Source organism: Streptomyces sp. NPDC006923 (genome assembly GCF_040635655.1).
GTDB lineage: Bacteria > Actinomycetota > Actinomycetes > Streptomycetales > Streptomycetaceae > Streptomyces.
In genome coordinates this window covers 1-19,420 of sequence record NZ_JBEYIF010000014.1, presented here as the reverse complement: position 1 = coordinate 19,420, position 19,420 = coordinate 1, and the positions used below count along the sequence as shown (strand labels likewise).

The window sequence follows — 19,420 nt, the reverse complement described above, 5'->3', positions numbered from 1 at the left end:
TGCCCTTGCCCGTCCCGTCACGCATCATGGGAGTCATGCCCGAGGGAGATACGGTCTGGCAGGCTGCCCGGCGTCTGCACACGGCGCTCGCGGGCCGGCTGCTCACCCGGTCCGACCTGCGGGTGCCCCGGTTCGCGACGGCCGACCTCACCGGGCGTACCGTCCTCGACGTCACCCCGCGCGGCAAGCATCTGCTCACCCGTATCGAGGGCGGTCTCACCCTTCACTCACATCTGCGGATGGAGGGCGCCTGGAAGGTGTACGCGCCGGGTGAGCGCTGGCGCGGAGGCCCCGAGCATCAGATTCGCGCCATCCTCGGGAACGCCGAACACACCGCTGTCGGCTACCGCCTGCCCGTCCTGGAGCTTCTGCGCACAAGCGACGAGGAGCGGGTCGTCGGCCATCTCGGGCCCGATCTGCTGGGCCCCGACTGGGACCCTGCCACCGCCCTGCGCAATCTGCTGGCGGATCCCGCCCGGTCCATCGGCGAGGCGCTGCTGGACCAGCGCAATCTCGCCGGAGTGGGGAATGTCTTCAAGTCCGAGACATGCTTTCTCGTACGTGCGACGCCATGGCTCCCCATCGGAGAACTTCCGTCGCCCGAGCGCCTCGTGGTCGCGGCGAAAAAGCTTCTCGACGCCAATAGGGAGCGCCCCGGCGGCAGTCGCCGGATCTATGTTTACGGCCGCGCCGGTCGCCCCTGCGCGCGCTGCGGCACCTCGATCCGGGTGGCGGACCAGAATGACCGCCCCACCTACTGGTGCCCCCGGTGTCAGTCAGGCCCCCTTGGTTGACGCTCCGTCAGATATGGACTCCCGACCGGATTCGCCGGGACGGCGCCGCCGCTGTCGCGAGGACGTGACATGCACAGGCAGCAGACTCAGCCCCCAGCCGCCCGCTGCCACCGCGCCCTCCACCAGCCCGGCGCGCTCGGGCGCCAGCACGAGCCGGAGCACGGCCCACCACCACAGCCCGCCCAGAGCGAGCGCCCACAGAAGGACCCATCCCCTTCCCATGGCTGCCTCCTCCGGCCGACGGTAGACCCGTACATTCACCCGCCGGAAGGGCGCATCGGATGCACACGCCGGCGCTCAGGTATCCCCCAAAGGAGCGCCGCACCCAGGCCGTGACGCCCCGCCAGGCACACTCCACCCGCCGGGGGCCGCTGTACCCGATGACTCTGCGGACCGTCCTGACCTGCGGGCGATGCCTCTCTCCGCAGTCTCCCCCGACCGCGTCCGTGGCGCATCCAGAACGGGTCGCACATCCGGCCGCGCATACCTCGGCGACACGCGGCAGAGAGCCGAAAACCCCACCTTCGGGTACGCCTCACCCATTTGCCGCAGAGGCCCCCGCATCGTGCCGCACGACGGCCTCGCCGAGCCACGGCGGTCCGCGCCGTCGGAGGGAGCCGCCCTCGGAGGAAGCCGGCGCGGCCAGGGCCCCAAGACGGCGATGACGGCGTCCCCGCCTCGGCGTCCGCTCCCGCGACGCCCGGCCCGGAACACACCACAGGGCCGGTGCCACCCGCGCGGCCGAGGAGACTTCCTCACTCCTCACCGCACGGGACAAGGCACCGGCCCTGTGACAACTCCCGGACGAACAGTCGCCGGCCCCGGCCGGATCAGGCGCTCTCGGCCTGGAACATCCATGCGTGCTTCTCCAGGTCTCCCGCCACCTGGATCAGGACGTCCTGCGTCACCGGGTCCGGCTTGTCCGTCGCCTCGACGCGCTCACGCATCCGCGTGACCACCGCGCCGAGCGCGTCCACCATGAGCTGCACGGCGTCCACGTCCTTGATCCAGCCGTTCGGGACCGTGCCGATCGCGCTCGTCGCCGCGACCGTCCCGGCCCGTCCGTCCGGCGTCACACCGATCGCGGAGGCCCGCTCCGCCACCGTGTCCGAGTGCTGCCGCGCCGTGGCCACGACCTCGTCCAGTTGCAGATGTACGGATCGGAAGCGCGGTCCGACGATGTTCCAGTGCACCTGCTTCGCGACCAGCGCGAGGTCCACCAGGTCCACGAGGGCGCCCTGCAGCGCCTCACCGACCAGCTTGAGATTCTCCTCGGACAGGGAACTCTTCACGACAGCCATGCCCGTCCTCCACTTCCGTTGGCACGTTTCACACGTATCTTCCACCATGGCACACATGCCATAAAGCGGGCTTTTGGGGATAACAAAAACCCCGGTTGGTACTCGGGTACCAACCGGGGCTCAAGTCAAACCCGAAACTAGGCGGCGACGACGTCCACCGCCTCGGCAGGGGCCTTGATCGTCACCCGCTCCGTCGGCACTCCGGCCACCGACGTCACAGAGACGGAGTTCAGCATCGGGCGTACCGGCGCAGGCATCGGCTCGTTCGCCGCTGCCGACGCAGCCAGCTCCGCCAACGACAGTTCGTCGCTCACTTCACGCATGAGCTCGGACATCCGTACGTCAAGCGCGTCACAGATCGCGGAGAGCAGCTCGGAGGAAGCCTCCTTCTGCCCCCGTTCCACCTCGGAGAGATAGCCGAGCGAGACTCGGGCGGAGGAGGAGACCTCGCGCAGAGTACGGCCCTGGCGCTGGCGCTGCCGACGCAGCACGTCACCCAGCAGGCGACGGAGCAGAATCATCGGTGGCTCCCTCCTCGGACCGCGTAGCCGCATCCTTCACGCCCCACCGTACCGCCTCGCGCCGCGGCCGTGCGGGGAGCGATGTCGTGTTCACTCAGGGCTGCAAACATCAATTCCCCCCGTTCTGTTCCGTATCCTGTGCCCGCCCGTTCCCGGAGAGTTCGCTGAGGAGGAGTGCGAGCACCCTCCGTACACTCTCCTTACGGATTTCCGTCCGGTCGCCGTTCAACCGCAGGGCGCTCACTTTCCCGGCGCCCGCCGGACCCACGACCGCCACATACACGGTCCCCACAGGCCGGCCGTCCTGCGGATCCGGACCCGCGACCCCGGTCGTCGCGACGCCCCAGCCTGCTCCGAGCAGACGACGCACGCCGGCCGCCATCTGACGGGCGACCTCCGGGTCCACCGCGCCGCGCCCGGCCAGCAGGTCCCCGTCGACGCCCAGCACATCACGCTTCAGATCCGTGGCATAGGCCGTGACGGACCCGCGGAAGGTCCGGGAGGCTCCTGGGACCGCCGTCAGCTCCGCGGCCACCAGACCGCCCGTCAGGGACTCCGCCACCGCCAGCGTCCCGCCACGCTCCCCCAGGACCGCCAGCACCCGCGCCGCGCGGTCGTCCGCGGCGCCGTACACGGCCCCCTCGTCGGTCACCGCGCGGACTCCGCCGCCGCGCGCTCCGCCGCGAGTCCCTGGCGCCGCAGCACGACCGCCTGCCGCACATAGTCCAGCCCGGTGACCACCGTCAGCACGACGGCCATGGCCATCACCCAGAAGCGCAGCGTCGCCAGCGGCCCGGTCAGCGCCAGTACGTACATCCCCACCGCCACACCCTGCGCCAGCGTCTTCGCCTTGCCGCCCCGGCTGGCCGGAATGACACCATGTCTGATCACCCAGAACCGCAGCACCGTGATGCCCAGCTCACGGAAGAGAATGACGCCCGTCACCCACCACGGCAGATCGCCGAGCGCGGAGAGACAGAGCAGCGCCGCCCCCATGATCGCCTTGTCCGCTATCGGGTCCGCGATCTTCCCGAAGTCCGTGACCAGGTTGTACGTACGGGCCAGGTGGCCGTCGAAGACGTCCGTGATCATGGCGACGGCGAACGCCGCCCACGCCCAGGCCCGCCACGCGGGGTCGAATCCGCCCCCCTGCAGCATCAGCACCACAAAGCAGGGCACCAGCACCAGCCGGAGCATGGTGAGGATATTGGCGATGTTCCACAGACTGGCCTGATTGACCGCCGCCGCCCCCAGCTTGCCGCCGGGCGCCGGCTTCGCGCCGGTGCCGCCCGCCGCGGACGCCGGGACTCCGGTCATCTGCCCGCCTCCTCGCCCGGGGACCTGTACGCGTCCCCCGGCAGGCCGAGGTATTCGGCCACGAGATCCACACCCTCGGTGCCGACCACCTTCGCCTGGACCATACGGCCGGGGCGCAGGCCCTCGGCCGAGGTGAAGATCACCTGTCCGTCCGTCTCGGGCGCCTGGTGCGCCGCGCGGCCGACGGCCGCCTCATCGGTCCCGTCGTCCGCGCCGACCGCTTCGACCAGCACCTCAAGGGTCTCGCCGAGCCGCTCCTCGGCCCGCTGGGCGGTCAGTTCCTCGGCCAGTCGCGACAGGTGCGCCAGCCGGTCGGCGATGACGTCCCCGTCCAGCTTGTCGGCGTATGTCGCGGCCTCGGTGCCGTCCTCGTCCGAGTAGCCGAAGACACCGATGGCGTCGAGCCGCGCACTGGTGAGGAAGCGCTCCAGCTCGGCGAAGTCCGCCTCGCTCTCGCCGGGGAAGCCGACGATGAAGTTCGAGCGCACACCTGCCTGCGGAGCCTTGCTCCGGACCGTGTCCAGCAGTTCCAGGAAGCGGTCGGTGTCCCCGAACCGCCGCATCGCGCGCAGCACGCCCGGCGCCGAGTGCTGGAAGGACAGGTCGAAGTACGGGGCGACCTTGGGGGTCGATGTCAGCACGTCGATCAGCCCGGGCCGCATCTCGGCGGGCTGGAGATAACTCACCCGTACCCGCTCGATCCCGTCCACGGCGGCCAGCTCCGGCAGCAGGGTCTCCAGCAGCCGGATGTCACCAAGGTCCTTGCCGTACGACGTGTTGTTCTCGGAGACGAGCATGACCTCCTTGACGCCCTGCTCGGCCAGCCAGCGCGTTTCGCCGAGTACGTCGGAGGGGCGCCGGGAGATGAAGGAGCCGCGGAAGGACGGGATGGCGCAGAAGGAGCAGCGGCGGTCGCAGCCGGACGCGAGCTTCACGGAGGCGACGGGCCCGCGGTCGAGACGCCGCCGCAGCGGCGCCCTCGGCCCGGAGGCCGGCGCGAGCCCCTCCGGCAGGTCCTCGGGGGCCGGGACGATGTTCATGATGTCGGCGGTGTCGGCGGACCCCGGCGCCGGGGAGCGGTCGCCGTGGCCCGGCAGCGCCACGCCGGCGGCCTGCTGCCGCTCGACCGGGCTGAGCGGCAGCAGCTTGCGCCGGTCGCGCGGGGTGTGCGAGGCGTGGATGCCGCCGTTCAGGATCGTCTGGAGCCGGTCGGAGATGTCCGCGTAGTCGTCGAAGCCGAGCACACCGTCCGCCTCGGGCAGGGCCTCCGCCAGCTCCTTGCCGTATCGCTCGGCCATGCAGCCGACGGCGACGACGGCCTGGGTTCTCCCCTGGTCCTTGAGATCGTTGGCTTCCAGCAGGGCGTCTACGGAGTCCTTCTTGGCGGCCTCGACAAATCCGCAGGTGTTGACGACGGCGACATCCGCGTCCGAGGCGTCCTGGACGAGCTCCCAGCCATCCGCTGCCAAGCGGCCTGCGAGCTCCTCCGAGTCCACCTCGTTACGGGCGCAGCCAAGAGTGACAAGGGCGACGGTACGGCGTTCGGGCATGGGCTCAAGACTACTTTGTCCTGGCCCCGCCCCCGCCGTGCAGGGTTGCTCAGCCGACCTCGGGGTCGCCCTTGGTGTACGTGAGCCGCTCGACCTGCCCCGGCTCGAACTCGTCTTCGACCTTCTTGCCGTTCACAAAAAGCTCGATCGCCCCCGCGTTGCCGAGGATCAGATCGATCTGTTCATCGTCCTGGAAGGTCTTGGAAGCGCCCTTGAGGAGCAGTCCGTCGTACAGAAGCTTGCCGTTGTGCGCCTTGGCGGAGATCCAGCTCTTGTCGTCTATGGCCGAAAGCTTCACCGTCACCTTGTCCTGCGGCGCGGCGGCGATGGCGCTGTCCGACGGGTCGGGCTTGGGGGCGGCCGACGCGGAGGCACTGGGCTTGGCGTTGGTCTCCGCGGGCTTCGGGCCCTCGGCGGCCGGCTTGGCCTGTCCCGCTTCGTCCGCGCCGCCGAACGCGGTGAAGCCGACGAAGCCGACCACCGCGACGATCGCGGCGACCATGGCCGCGGTCCAGTTGGGGCGGGGCCGTTCGGGCCGGATCCGCTCCGCCTCGAACATCGGCGCCGCCGGTGTGGGCACCGGACGCCCGCCGTGCTCCGCGTCGAACCGCTCGATCAGGGGAAAAGGGTCGATTCCGACCGCGCGGGCGAACATCCGGACGTGTCCCCGGGCGTAGACATCGCCGCCGCAGCGGGAGAAGTCGTCCTGCTCGATCGCGTGCACGATGGGGATGCGCACCCGGGTCGCGTTGCTGACCTGCTCGACCGTCAAATGTGCGGCGATACGCGCCTCATGAAGGACTTGGCCGACCGAAGGCTGAGCTTCTTCGAAGTAGTTGTCTCCGTCGGGGACTTCGGTGTCGTCGGAATCTTTGCCTCGGGAAGCCTTACCGACGGGAACCGAGTCTTCGGGAGTCTTGTCGTAGGGGGTGTCGTCTGCTGGGGATTCTGCGGATTTTCCGTCGGCGGCGTTGCCGTCGGGGGATTTGCCGATGGACACGGGGGCGCCTTTCGAGCGTGTAGCCACCTGCTGGACGCTCAGTCTATGGGTGGTACGAAAGGGTGGGGCAACCGGGCGGATGCACTTTGTACGCCATCAGAATGGCCGGATGACTCGGTGAGAGGACAAGACGCTCTTCCTCTCACCACCTTGACGTCTCGCCCGGGGAAACGGTTGCCTTCCGATTCCCGGGAGTTGTGTGCCGGACACCGCGCGGCGGCCGGACAACAGTCGTCAGGAAACGGACTCCCCACGTATCACGGCGAGTACACCGTCCAGTTCGTCCGCCTTCACCAGGACGTCGCGGGCCTTGGAGCCCTCGCTCGGACCGACGATGTTCCTCGATTCCATGAGGTCCATCAGCCGGCCGGCCTTGGCGAAGCCGACACGCAGTTTCCGCTGGAGCATCGAGGTCGAGCCGAACTGTGTGGAAACCACCAGTTCGGCGGCCTGGCAGAGCAGATCGAGATCGTCGCCGATGTCCTCGTCGATCTCCTTCTTCTTGGCCGTACCGACCACGACGTCGTCGCGGAAAACGGGTGCCATCTGATCCTTGCAGTGCTGGACGACCGCCGCGACCTCGTCCTCGGTGACAAAGGCTCCCTGCATACGCGTCGGCTTGTTCGCGCCCATCGGCAGAAACAGCCCGTCGCCCTTGCCGATCAGCTTCTCCGCGCCCGGCTGATCGAGGATGACCCGGCTGTCCGCCAGCGAGGACGTGGCGAACGCGAGCCGCGAGGGGACATTCGCCTTGATCAGACCCGTCACGACATCGACCGAGGGACGCTGGGTGGCGAGCACCAGATGAATACCGGCGGCGCGGGCCAACTGGGTGATGCGGACGATGGCGTCCTCGACATCGCGCGGCGCGACCATCATCAGGTCGGCCAGCTCGTCCACGATCACCAGCAGATACGGGTACGGCGACAGTTCGCGCTCGCTGCCCTCCGGCGCGCTGACCTTGCCGTCGCGCACGGCCCGGTTGAAGTCGTCGATGTGCCGGTAGCCGTACGCGGCGAGATCGTCGTAGCGCAGGTCCATTTCCCGCACGACCCACTGGAGCGCCTCCGCGGCCCTTTTCGGGTTGGTGATGATCGGCGTGATCAGGTGCGGGATGCCCTCGTACGCGGTCAGCTCGACCCGCTTGGGGTCGACGAGCACCATCCGGACGTCCTCCGGGGTCGCGCGCACCATCACCGAGGTGATCAGGCAGTTGATGCAGGACGACTTTCCGGAGCCCGTGGCCCCGGCGACCAGCAGGTGCGGCATCTTCGCGAGATTGGCCATCACATAGCCGCCCTCGACGTCCTTGCCGAGCGCGACCAGCATCGGGTGATCGTCCTCCGCGGCGTCCGCGAGCCGCAGGACATCACCGAGTTTCACCATTTCGCGGTCGGTGTTCGGGATCTCGATACCGACGGCGGACTTGCCGGGGATCGGGGAGATGATCCGCACATCGGGGCTGGCCACGGCATAGGCGATGTTCTTGGTCAGCGCCGTGATCCGCTCGACCTTCACGGCCGGGCCCAGCTCCACCTCGTAGCGGGTGACCGTCGGTCCCCGGGTGAAGCCGGTGACGGCCGCGTCGACCTTGAACTCCATGAAGACATTGGTGAGCGAGGCGACGACCGCGTCATTGGCGGCGCTGCGCGTCTTGCCGGGACCACCGCGCTCCAGCAGGTCCAGCGAGGGCAGCGCGTAGGTGATGTCACCGCGGAGCTGGAGCTGCTCGGCACGCGGCGGCAGCGGCTTGTCCGCGGGGGGCGCCGGCTTGGTCAGATCCGCGACCGCCGCGGGCGGCTTCCCCGCCTTGCGCACGGCCGCCGGCGGCTTCTCGGCCTCACGCGCGGTCGGCACGGCCACGGAGCGCTCGGCGGGGACGTCGCCCGTCTCCTCCCCGGGCTCCCGCGTCCCTTCCGCGGAGACACCCTGGGTGAGGTCCGCGACGATCGGCGAGGGCGGCATCCCGTTGAGCACGGCGCCGTCCAGCGCCGCCGCCGCGGCCGCCGCCACATCCACGGCGTCCATGGGCCGGCCCAGATCCGGATGTACGGCGGACCGGCGCGGCCTGCGCCGTCTGGAGAGCGCCTCGGACTCGGCCGCGTCCGGGTCGTACGGCCCCGGTCCGCCCCGGCGCGGGACCGGGCGGCGCGCGCCGCCGGGCAGCGCCGAGCGCCACTGTTCCTCGTACAGGTCGTCGTCGAAGTCGTCCTCCTCCGGCTCAAGGACCGGTTCGATGATCCGCAGCCGGATGCCGAGCAGCCGCAGGCGCTGCGGAATCGCGTTGACCGGTGTGGCGGTGACGACCAGCAGCCCGAAGATGGTCAGCAGCAGGAGCAGCGGTACGGCGAGGACCTCGCCCATGGTGAAGATCAGCGGCTTGGAGGCCGCCCAGCCGATGAGCCCTCCGGCGTCCTGCATCGCCTCGGCGCCCTGGCCGCGGCCCGGGGAGCCGCAGGCGATGTGGACGAGTCCGAGAACGCCGACGGCGAGCGCGGACAGTCCGATGACGATCCGCCCGTTGGCCTCCGGCTTCTCGGGATAGAGGATCAGCCGGACGGCGACGGCACCGAGCAGTATCGGCACCAGCAGATCGAGCCGGCCGAAGGCTCCGGTGACAAGCATCTCGACGAGGTCGCCCACCGGGCCGCGCAGATTGGACCAGGTACCGGCGGCGACAACGAGGGCGATGCCGAGGAGCAGCAGGGCCACCCCGTCCTTGCGGTGGGCCGGGTCCAGTCCCTTCGCACCACGCCCTATGCCGCGGAACATCGCGCCGACGCCGTGCGCGGCCCCAAGCCAGACGGCGCGCACCAGCCGGTAGACGCCCCCGGTCGGGGACGGCGCGGCCTTGGGGACGGGCCTGGGGACCGCCTTCTTCGCGGCTGTCTTCTTGACCGGTGGTTTTCTCGCGGGCGCGGGCTTCTTCGCCGCAGCCTTTTTGACGGGCGCCGCCTTCGCCGCACCGGTCGTACGGCCGGCGCGCGGCTTCGCGGCGCCCGCCGTGTCCTGGGAACCCTTGCCGGACGTACGTGAGGCCATGCTTGTGAGGTTACCGGTGTGAACGTCCGCGGACACGCGTGCCCACGGCTTCACCCGTACGTGTCGCCGGGGGAACGGCGGGAAACTGACGCGGCCTCAGCTACTCAGCTCTGCGAGGGCAGAGTGGGCGAACCGCTGCCCGTACCGGGCTCCAGCGCGTCAAGCGCCCGCCGCAGGCCGGTGAGTTTACGTTCCAGATGGGCGGCGGTGGCCACGGCGGAGGCATCCGCGGAATCGTCGTCGAGCTGCTTGGAGAGCGCTTCGGCCTGTTCCTCAACGGCCGCGAGTCTCGCGGACAGTTCGGCCAGCAGCCCGGTGGGCTCCCTGGCCTCGCCCGCTCCCGCGAGCTGCAGTCTGAGCAGCTCCGCCTGATCCTTGAGCTGGCAGTTCTTCATGTACAACTCGACGAACACCGAGACCTTGGCGCGCAGCACCCAGGGGTCGAACGGCTTTGAGATGTAGTCGACCGCACCCGCCGCGTAACCTCGGAAGGTGTGGTGCGGCCCGTGGTTGATGGCCGTGAGAAAGATGATCGGGATGTCCCGCGTCCGCTCCCGCCGCTTGATGTGCGCGGCGGTCTCGAACCCGTCCATCCCCGGCATCTGGACGTCCAGCAGAATGACCGCGAAATCGTCCGTCAGCAGCGCTTTGAGCGCTTCCTCCCCTGACGATGCCCGCACCAGCGTCTGATCGAGCGCAGAGAGAATGGCCTCCAGCGCCAGCAGATTCTCCGGCCGGTCATCGACCAGGAGGATCTTGGCCTTCTGCACCATGGCCACCCGCCCTCCTCGCCCCGGCATGGGGCGCCCCCTGCTTACGAGACCCGGCGAATCACCGAGCGCCGCGCCAGGGGACGACTCCCTTACGCCGTCCGTCCTTGTGCCGGTCATCGTAGCCGCACCCCGCCTGTCGCCACACCCTGTCACCGTGATGTCACTGTGCACGAAACTGAAACGCCGCAGGGGACCAGAAGGTTCCCCGCATACCGGTCCCTCACACGCCGTCGGGCGCAATCACTCAGGACATTGTGCTGATTCCCGCGCTCGTTGATCATTTCTCGTGCATCCACTGCTCCATCACCGTGAGCAGATGATCGGGGTCGACCGGCTTCGTCACATAGTCCGAAGCACCGGACTCGATGGCCTTCTCCCGGTCGCCCTTCATCGCCTTGGCGGTGAGCGCGATGATCGGCAGCCCGGCGAACTGCGGCATCCTGCGGATGGCGGTCGTCGTGGCGTATCCGTCCATCTCGGGCATCATGATGTCCATCAGAACGACCGTCACATTGTCGTGCTGCTCAAGGACTTCGATGCCCTCCCGGCCGTTCTCGGCGTAGAGCACCGACAGACCGTGCTGCTCCAGCACGCTGGTGAGCGCGAACACATTACGGATGTCGTCGTCGACGATCAGCACCTTCTCACCGCCGAACGTGAAGGTACGGCGCTCCTGGGGCGCCTCCTGACGTCCCGTACCGGCCGCGCCGACGCCGAAGGACTCCTGCCCGCCGAGGCCGGCCGAAGACCTGTCGGCGGGAACGGAGCCCGCCGGCGCCGGGACACCCTGGCCCGGCAGCCCGGTGCCCTGCTCCAGAGCCTCGGCGTTGCGCCGCCGGCGCCGGAACAGCGTGGCGGGACCCGCCGGCTCGGCGGACTGCTGCCCCTGCCCCGCCGCCCTGTCCGCCGCAGCGTCGCCCGCGACCCGCCCCAGCGGCTGCATACCGGCCGGAGTCAACTGCGGATACCCCTGCGGCGGCAGCTCGCTCGGATGCAGCGGCAGGTAGAGCGTGAAGGTCGAACCGCGCCCCGGCTCGCTCGCCGCGTGGATCTCACCACCGAGCAGCCGCGCGATCTCCCGGCTGATGGACAGACCGAGCCCCGTACCGCCGTACTTCCGGCTGGTCGTGCCGTCCGCCTGCTTGAACGCCTCGAAGATCACCCGCATCTTGCTCGCCGCGATACCGATACCGGTGTCGGTGACCGAGAACGCGATCAGGTCGCCGTCCGCGTCGCGCAGCGACCCCGCCTCCAGGAGTTGCTCCCTGATGGCGTGCGGCACATCCGTACCGGCCGGCCGGATCACCAGCTCCACCGCGCCGGTGTCGGTGAACTTCACCGCGTTCGACAGAAGGTTGCGCAGCACCTGGAGCAGCCGCTGCTCATCGGTGTGCAGGGTCGCCGGCAGCTCCGGGGACACCCGTACCGAGAAGTCGAGCCCCTTCTCCGCGGTGAGCGGCCGGAAGGTCGCCTCCACGTAGTCGACGAGCTGGACCAGGGCGATACGGGTCGGGCTGACGTCCATCTTGCCCGCCTCGACCTTCGACAGATCGAGGATGTCGTTGATCAGTTGGAGCAGGTCGGAACCCGCGCCATGGATCGTCTCCGCGAACTCCACCTGCTTCGGAGACAGATTCGACTCGGCGTTGTCCGCGAGCAGCTTGGCGAGAATGAGCAGCGAGTTGAGCGGGGTGCGCAGCTCGTGCGACATGTTCGCCAGGAACTCCGACTTGTAGCGCATGGAGACGGCGAGCTGCTCGGCCCGCTCCTCCAGCACCTGCCTGGCCTCTTCGATCTCGGTGTTCTTCACTTCGATGTCGCGGTTCTGCTGGGCCAGCAGCTCGGCCTTCTCCTCCAGCTCCTCGTTGGACTCCTGAAGGGCCTTCTGCCGGTTCTCCAGCTCCGCCGAACGCTCACGCAACTGCTCGGTCAGCTCCTGCGACTGCTTCAGCAGGACCTCGGTCTTGGAATTGACGCTGATCGTGTTGACGCTCGTCGCGATCATCTCGGCGATCTGGTTCAGGAAGTCCCGCTGGATGTGGGTGAACGGCTGGAACGACGCCAGCTCGATCACACCGAGGACCTTCCCCTCGAAGAGCACGGGAAGCACGATCACATGGGCCGGCGACGCCTCCCCGAGCCCGGACGAGATCTTGAGATAGCCCGGCGGCACATTGACCTGGATGGTCCGCTTCTCCTCGGCGGCCGTACCGATGAGGGTCTCACCGGGCCGGAAGGCCGTCGGCATCGCACCGGCCGTGTAGCCGTAACTGCCGCGCATGCACAGCTCGTACGAGGCGTCCTTGCCGACATCCGTACCGACCTGCGGCACCGCGCCGGTCTGCATCGCCAGGAAGAACGCGCCGTGCTGCGCCGAGACCACCGGAGTCAGCTCGCTCATGATCAGCGAGGCCACGTCGTCGAGATCGCGGCGGCCCTGCATCAGACCCGAGATACGGGCGAGGTTGCCCTTCAGCCAGTCCTGCTCCTCGTTGGCGAGGGTGGTGTCACGCAGGTTGGCGATCATCGTGTTGATGTTGTCCTGGAGGACCTGGATCTCGCCCGCCGCGTCCACGTCGATCTTGAGATTGAGATCGCCGCGGGTCACCGCGGTGGCGACGGCCGCGATCGCCCGCACCTGACGGGTCAGGTTGCCGGCCATCTCATTCACCGACTCGGTGAGGTCGCGCCAGGTGCCGTCGACGTCCCTCACCCGCGCCTGGCCGCCGAGCTGCCCGTCCGTGCCCACCTCACGGGCCACCCGGGTCACCTCCTCCGCGAAGGAGGAGAGCTGGTCGACCATGGTGTTGATGGTGTTCTTCAGCTCCTGGATCTCACCGCGGGCATCGATGTCGATCTTCTTGGTGAGATCGCCCTTCGCGATGGCGGTGGTGACGGTGGCGATCTGGCGCACCTGACCGGTCAGGTTGGACGCCATCGAGTTCACCGACTCGGTGAGGTCCTTCCACGTACCGGACACGCCGGGCACCCTGGCCTGGCCGCCCAGTTCGCCCTCCGTGCCCACCTCACGGGCGACTCGCGTCACCTCGTCGGCGAAGGAGGACAGCGTCGTCACCATGGTGTTGACGGTCTCGGCGAGTTCCGCGACCTCGCCGCGCGCCTCGACCGTCACCTTCTTCGTCAGATCGCCGTTGGCGACCGCCGACGAGACCCGCGAGATATTGCGCACCTGACTGGTCAGGTTGTTGGCCATGGTGTTGACGTTGTCGCTGAGGTCCTTCCAGATGCCGGTGACACCCCGCACCCGCGCCTGGCCGCCCAGAATCCCTTCCGTACCCACCTCACGGGCGACTCGCGTCACCTCGTCCGCGAAGTTCGAGAGCTGATCGACCATCGTATTGACGGTCGTGACCAGGTCGAGGATCTCTCCCTTGGCATCGACCGTGATCTTCTTCGACAGATCGCCCATGGCGACCGCCGTCGTCACCTCGGCGATATTGCGGACCTGCGAGGTCAGGTTGTTCGCCATGAAGTTGACGGACTGGGTGAGGTCCTTCCAGGTCCCCGAGACCCCCTGGACCTCGGCCTGGCCGCCGAGCATGCCCTCGGTGCCCACCTCGCGGGCCACCCGGGTCACCTGCTCGGCGAAGTTGGAGAGCTGGTCCACCATCGTGTTGAGGGTGTTCTTCAGCTCCAGGATCTCGCCGCGCGCGTCCACATCGATCTTCTGCGACAAGTCGCCACGGGCGACGGCCGTGGCGACACCCGCGATGTTCCGCACCTGATCGGTGAGGTTTCCCGCCATGCCGTTCACCGAGTCGGTCAGATCACGCCAGACACCGGCCACGCCTGGCACCTGCGCCTGACCGCCGAGGCGCCCGTCCGTACCCACCTCACGGGCCACCCGCGTCACCTGCTCCGCGAACGCCGAGAGCTGGTCGACCATCGTGTTGATGGTGTTCTTCAGCTCCAGGATCTCGCCCCGGGCGTCCACATCGATCTTCTGCGACAGGTCACCGCGCGCCACCGCCGTGGTGACCTGCGCGATCTGCCGCACCTGATCGGTCAGATTCCCGGCCATGAAGTTGACGGAGTCCGTGAGTTCCTTCCACGTGCCACTGACCCCGTCCACCCTCGCCTGGCCGCCCAGCCGCCCCTCCGTACCCACGTCCCGCGCCATGCGCGTCACCTGGTCCGCGAAGGAAGAGAGCTGCGCCACCATCGTGTTGACGGTGTTCTTCAACTCCATCATCTCGCCGGCGACATCAACCGTGACCTTCTGCGACAGATCGCCGTTCGCGACCGCCGTCGTCACCTGCGCGATGTCCCGCACCTGGCCGGTGAGGTTACGGAACGCCGTGTTCACCGAATCGGTGAGGTCCTTCCAGGTCCCCGCCGCACCGGGCACCTCCGCCTGACCACCGAGCCGGCCCTCGACACCGACCTCCCGCGCGACCCGCGTCACCTCGGAACCGAACGACTTGAGCTGGCCCACCATCGTGTTGACGGTGTTCTTCAGTTCCAGCATCTCGCCCGCGACATCGACGGTGACCTTCTGCGACAGATCGCCGTTCGCGACCGCCGTCGTCACCTGCGCGATGTCGCGCACCTGCGTGGTCAGATTGCGGAAGACCGTGTTGACCGAGTCCGTCAGGTCCTTCCAGGTCCCCGCCGCGCCCGGGACCTGCGCCTGACCACCCAGCAGCCCCTCCGCGCCGACCTCACTCGCCACCCGGGTCACTTCGTCGGCGAAGGTGCGGAGCGTCTCGGTCATCTGGTTGATCGTCTCGGCGAGCTGCGCCACCTCACCGCGTGCGCTGACGGTGACCTTCTGCGACAGATCGCCATTCGCGACGGCCGTGGTCACCTCGGCGATGCCACGCACCTGGTTGGTCAGGTTGCCCGCCATCGTGTTGACCGAGTCGGTGAGGTCCTTCCACACGCCGGCCACCCCGGGCACGGTCGCCTGACCGCCCAGTTCGCCCTCGGTGCCGACCTCCCGGGCCACACGCGTGACCTCGGACGAGAACGACGAGAGCTGATCCACCATCGTGTTCACGGTGTTCTTGAGCTGCAGCATCTCGCCGGCCACATGGACGGTGACCTTGCGCGACAGATCACCCTTGGCGACCGCCGTCGTCACGAGAGCAATGTCACGCACCTGAGCGGTCAACCGGTACGCCATCGTGTTGACCGAATCCGTGAGGTCCTTCCACGAACCGGACATACCGCGCACCTTGGCCTGGCCGCCGAGCTTGCCCTCGGTACCGACCTCCAGCGCGACCCGGGTCACCTCGTCGGTGAACGCCGACAACTGGTCGACCAGATTGTTGACCGTACGGGCGACCTTCAGGAACTCGCCCCGCAGCGGCCGCTCCGCGCCGTCGGGGGACTGCGAGCGCAGCTCCATCCGCTGCTCCAGGTCGCCCTCGGCGACCGCGGAGAGTACCCGCCCGACCTCGGAGACCGGCCGGGCCAGATCGTCCACCAGCGCGTTCGACGCATCGATGGCCGCCGCCCAGGAACCCTCGCAGGCCCCCGTCTCCAGCCGTTCGGTGAGCTTTCCCTCACGTCCGACCATGCGCCGCACCCGGGCCAGCTCACCCGTGAGATGGAGATTACGGTCGGCCACCTCGTTGAAGACGGCCGCGATCTCCGCCATCACGTCGTCGCCGGAGACGGTCAGGCGTTTACGGAAATTGCCGTCCCGCATCGACACCAAGGCGGTCAGCAGTCTGTTGAGCTCCGCCGCGTCCACCTCGATCGTCCCATTGCTCCGGGACCGTCCGCCTTTCGCGCGTGTACCGGTGCCACGCGCCGCCATGCCAGACTCCACCGTGTCCCTCCCGCAGGGGTTGACCGAACTGCCCGGGCCGTCTCCGACAGCCTGCCCAGTGTTTCACCACGTCCGAACCAGGCCATAACAGTTCGGCAGCTTCGCTAAGCGTCCCCGTACCCGGAGGGCGGAAACTGTGGTGACTGCCATCCGCCCGCACAGCGAAGGTAAGTAACCTGGCATCCGGCTGTCCAACCGCCCCGGTCCGCCCGGAAGGGGCGATGTGGCGAAGGTACTCCCACCGGGCACCTGAAGGGGCGGGGCCGAACATGGCGGAGCCGGTCGTCAAAACGCGTACAAGGAGTTCTGTGATCACCGCGCGGGCGGCTGCCAGTTTCGATCCTGTGGGGCGGTCCGTAGCGACCGCTCGCGCTTTTGTGCGAGACACACTCCAGGGGTGGGGCTACTCCGACGTCGTCGACGACGCCGTCGTCCTCACCAGCGAACTCGTCACCAATGCCGTCGTCCACGCCGGCACCTCCGCCGATGTTCTGTGTCTGCGTACGGAGGACGGCGTCCGGGTCGAGGTCGCCGACCACTACCCGGAGCGCGAGATCCCCATCCAGGGCACCGGCCAGTCGTTCGGCAGCCCGGACCGCGAGAACGGCCGGGGCCTGCTGCTCTGCGCCGCGCTGGCCTCCCGCTGGGGCGTCGAGTACACGCCGACGCAGAAGCAGGTGTGGTTCCAGCTCGACCTGCCCCAGCGGCCGGTCGGCACCCGCTCCGCGGGACCGGTGCTCCCCACCGGTCTGCTCCCCGTCGCGGACGAACGCGTACGGGTCGCCGTCGTCCAGATCGACCGGACCAACACCATCGCCAACTGGAACGAGGACGCGGAGCGCATCTTCGGATACGCCGCGGAGCAGGTCGTCGGCAAACCCCTCGCCGACGTCGCGGCCTGGCCGCACACCCCCGGCATCGGCACGGGCATCGCCGAGGCACTGCAACTCTCCCGCTGGGAAGGCAGCTACGGCATCCGCGGAGCCGACGGCAGGGTCATCCCCGTCTACGCCTCACACCTGCGGGTGCGCGACACCCACGGCGAGCCGTCCACGGTCTGCCTCCTCGTACACGATGACGAACGCGCGGTGATCCAGACCCCGCTGCGCGCCCCCGTCACCGAGACCGGCGCCGAGAACCGCAGCGCCGACCCGTTCGAGGTCTTCATCGGCTCCCCCGCGCCGGACGACCTCGACGGTCTCCTCCAGCGGACGGTGGAGCGCGCCCGCGACATGCTCGACGGAGACTCCGCCTTCCTCCTCCTCGCCACCGACGACGAGACGGAACTGGAGGTACGGGCCACCACCGGACTGCCCTCCGCCCGCCAGCGCTTCGCCCGTGTCCCGGTGGAGGCCGGCACGGGACGCTACAGCTCCGCGCGGATGCCCACCGTGCACGACGACCTCATGGCCGTCCCCGGCGCGGTCCCCCTGCTCAACGACACCGGGATGCGCTCCGTCGTGACCGTCCCGCTGAAGGTCGAGGGCCGGCTCACGGGATCCCTCGGCGTGGCCGCCGAAGGAGCGGGCCGCTACTCCAACGAGGAGGCGCTGCGCCTCCAGTTCGCCGCGGACCGTATCGCCCTGGCCGTCGAATCCGCCCGCCTCGGCGAGCTGGAACGCCTCCGCCGAGGCTCGCTCTCCTTCCTCGTCGAGGCGTCCGACCTGCTCGCCGGCACCCTGGACCGCGACCAGACACTGGCCCTGATGGCGCAGATGACCGTGCCCACCCTCGCCACCTGGTGCGCGGTCTACACGATCGCCGACCAGTCGTCAGATCCCTATCTCTCCTATGTGCTTCACGAGGACGAGGAACGCATCGACGGCCTCAAGGCCCTGCTCTCCAAGATCGATCCCCCGGAACCGGTCCCCACACCCGGCGCCCGCATCTGGAGCGCCCCTTCGGAGGCGGCCCATCAGGCGGCGCTCCGCACCTCCATGCGGGAGTTGGGAGCCGGCTCCTCCGGCGGTTCGAGCGTCGGCACCACGCTGGCCACGGCCTCCGCGGTGGGCGGCGAGACCGTGGTCCTTCCACTGGTGGCCCGTAACCGCGTCATCGGCATGCTGACCCTCGGCAAACCGTCGGACGATCACTTCCGCCAGGAAATCCTGGAGTTGGCCGAGGATCTCTCCCGGCGCGCGGCCCTGGCCCTCGACAACGCCCGCCTTTATTCCGAGCGCACGGCCATCAGCCAGGCCCTGCAACGCAGTCTGCTGCCCCCGGGGCTGCCGCAGGTGCCCGGTGTCGAGGTCGAGGTCATCTACCGCGCCGCGGGTGAGGGCAACGAAGTCGGCGGCGACTTCTACGATCTCTTCCCGATCCGCGACGGTGCCTACGGCTTCGCCATCGGCGATGTCTGCGGCACGGGTCCGGAGGCCGCGGCCGTCACCGGCCTGGCCCGGCACGCCCTGCGCCTGCTGGCCCGCGAGGGCTTCGGCGGACCGGCCGTCCTTGAACGGCTCAACGCGGCGATCCTCGACGAGGGAGCCCGCAGCCGCTTCCTCACCCTGCTCTACGGCGAGTTGTGGCCCCAGGAGGACGGCAGCGCGATCCTCAAGGTGGTCTGCGCCGGTCATCCGCTCCCTCTGCGTCTGCGCCAGGACGGCACGGTTGAGCCGGCGGCGGACCCGCAGCCGCTGCTCGGCGTCATGGAGGACCTGGAGCTGTACGAGCAGGTGGTCACCCTGGACCCGGGAGATGTCCTGCTGTGCGTCACCGACGGCGTCACGGAACGCCGTGAGGGCACCCGCATGCTGGGCGACGACGGCCTGGCCGATGTCCTGACGACGTGTACGGGCCTCACGGCCGGCGCGGTCGCCTCGCGTGTCCTGCGAGCGGTGGAGCGCTTCGCCGCCGAACCCGCCTCGGACGACATGGCCATTCTCGCCATGCGTGTTCCGGAGCCCCATCTGGCCTGAGGGCTGTCCCGTCCTCCCCGGTGGATCAGCGCGCGGCGGGGATGACGGGACAGTCCCTGGAACTTGGAACGCACAACAGGAAGGCCCCCGCCAGTGGCGGGGGCCTTCCTTCTCTTCAGCAGAGCCCCAATACGGAATCGAACCGTAGACCTTCTCCTTACCATGGAGACGCTCTACCGACTGAGCTATTGGGGCGCGGCAACGAGATAGAGCATACCCGATGTTCGGCGTGCTCAGAACCCGTCGACGGCGATGTCGCGGTTGAACCGATTCGCGCAGGGACCGATCCATACCTTGGACGCGGAAATGCCCTGAACGCAGGAATGCCCTGTACCTAAAGGCACAGGGCATTCCCACAACAAAAGTTCGGCGGCGTCCTACTCTCCCACAGGGTCCCCCCTGCAGTA

The 19,420-nt window shown here is 68.8% G+C and carries 12 protein-coding genes and 1 tRNA gene; 2 read left to right on the top strand and 11 right to left on the bottom strand.

Annotated features, from left to right (window positions below):
• The first annotated feature begins 35 nt into the window (after window positions 1-35).
• Window positions 36-794 (top strand): DNA-formamidopyrimidine glycosylase family protein, encoded by a 759-nt coding sequence (locus ABZ707_RS25195; protein ID WP_360179121.1) that lies wholly within the window; start codon window positions 36-38, stop codon window positions 792-794.
• Here ABZ707_RS25195 and ABZ707_RS25190 read toward each other — a convergent pair.
• The 10 genes from ABZ707_RS25190 to ABZ707_RS25145 form a co-directional block, all read right to left on the bottom strand.
• On the bottom strand, window positions 777-1,016 hold the full coding sequence (locus ABZ707_RS25190) for a hypothetical protein (protein WP_360179119.1): 240 nt from the start codon (window positions 1,014-1,016) through the stop codon (window positions 777-779). The genes ABZ707_RS25195 and ABZ707_RS25190 overlap by 18 nt on opposite strands.
• Before the next feature lie 608 nt (window positions 1,017-1,624).
• A complete protein-coding gene (locus tag ABZ707_RS25185) occupies window positions 1,625-2,095 on the bottom strand; it encodes a DNA starvation/stationary phase protection protein (protein WP_360179117.1) in 471 nt (156 codons plus the stop codon).
• A 137-nt stretch (window positions 2,096-2,232) separates the two neighbouring features.
• Entirely contained in the window at window positions 2,233-2,616 is a 384-nt protein-coding gene (locus tag ABZ707_RS25180; RefSeq protein WP_319680805.1) for a helix-turn-helix transcriptional regulator, read from the bottom strand.
• 109 nt (window positions 2,617-2,725) lie between these two features.
• On the bottom strand, window positions 2,726-3,268 hold the full coding sequence (locus ABZ707_RS25175) for a nicotinamide-nucleotide amidohydrolase family protein (RefSeq protein ID WP_360179114.1): 543 nt from the start codon (window positions 3,266-3,268) through the stop codon (window positions 2,726-2,728).
• Window positions 3,265-3,933, bottom strand: a complete 669-nt coding sequence (gene pgsA, locus ABZ707_RS25170; RefSeq protein WP_360179112.1) for a CDP-diacylglycerol--glycerol-3-phosphate 3-phosphatidyltransferase — start codon at window positions 3,931-3,933, stop codon at window positions 3,265-3,267. Before pgsA ends, ABZ707_RS25175 begins: the two co-directional genes overlap by 4 nt.
• Window positions 3,930-5,483, bottom strand: coding sequence for a 30S ribosomal protein S12 methylthiotransferase RimO (gene rimO / locus ABZ707_RS25165; protein ID WP_360179110.1), 1,554 nt, complete (start codon window positions 5,481-5,483; stop codon window positions 3,930-3,932). The genes pgsA and rimO overlap by 4 nt, the downstream gene beginning before the upstream one ends.
• Before the next feature lie 49 nt (window positions 5,484-5,532).
• Complete coding sequence (locus ABZ707_RS25160; protein ID WP_360179108.1) at window positions 5,533-6,483, bottom strand: helix-turn-helix domain-containing protein; 951 nt, start codon at window positions 6,481-6,483, stop codon at window positions 5,533-5,535.
• A gap of 234 nt (window positions 6,484-6,717) precedes the next feature.
• Window positions 6,718-9,525 (bottom strand): DNA translocase FtsK, encoded by a 2,808-nt coding sequence (locus ABZ707_RS25155; protein WP_360179106.1) that lies wholly within the window; start codon window positions 9,523-9,525, stop codon window positions 6,718-6,720.
• A 104-nt stretch (window positions 9,526-9,629) separates the two neighbouring features.
• Window positions 9,630-10,298: a response regulator gene (locus ABZ707_RS25150; protein WP_360179331.1), complete on the bottom strand. Its 669-nt coding sequence runs from the start codon at window positions 10,296-10,298 to the stop codon at window positions 9,630-9,632.
• A gap of 277 nt (window positions 10,299-10,575) precedes the next feature.
• On the bottom strand, window positions 10,576-16,083 hold the full coding sequence (locus ABZ707_RS25145) for a HAMP domain-containing protein (protein WP_360179104.1): 5,508 nt from the start codon (window positions 16,081-16,083) through the stop codon (window positions 10,576-10,578).
• Window positions 16,084-16,364: 281 nt separating this feature from the next.
• On the opposite strand from ABZ707_RS25145, the gene ABZ707_RS25140 reads away from it, so the two are divergent.
• Window positions 16,365-19,013, top strand: coding sequence for a SpoIIE family protein phosphatase (locus tag ABZ707_RS25140; protein WP_360179102.1), 2,649 nt, complete (start codon window positions 16,365-16,367; stop codon window positions 19,011-19,013).
• 122 nt (window positions 19,014-19,135) lie between these two features.
• Here the strand turns inward: ABZ707_RS25140 and ABZ707_RS25135 are convergent.
• Window positions 19,136-19,208, bottom strand: a tRNA-Thr gene (locus ABZ707_RS25135).
• Window positions 19,209-19,420: the final 212 nt, after the last annotated feature.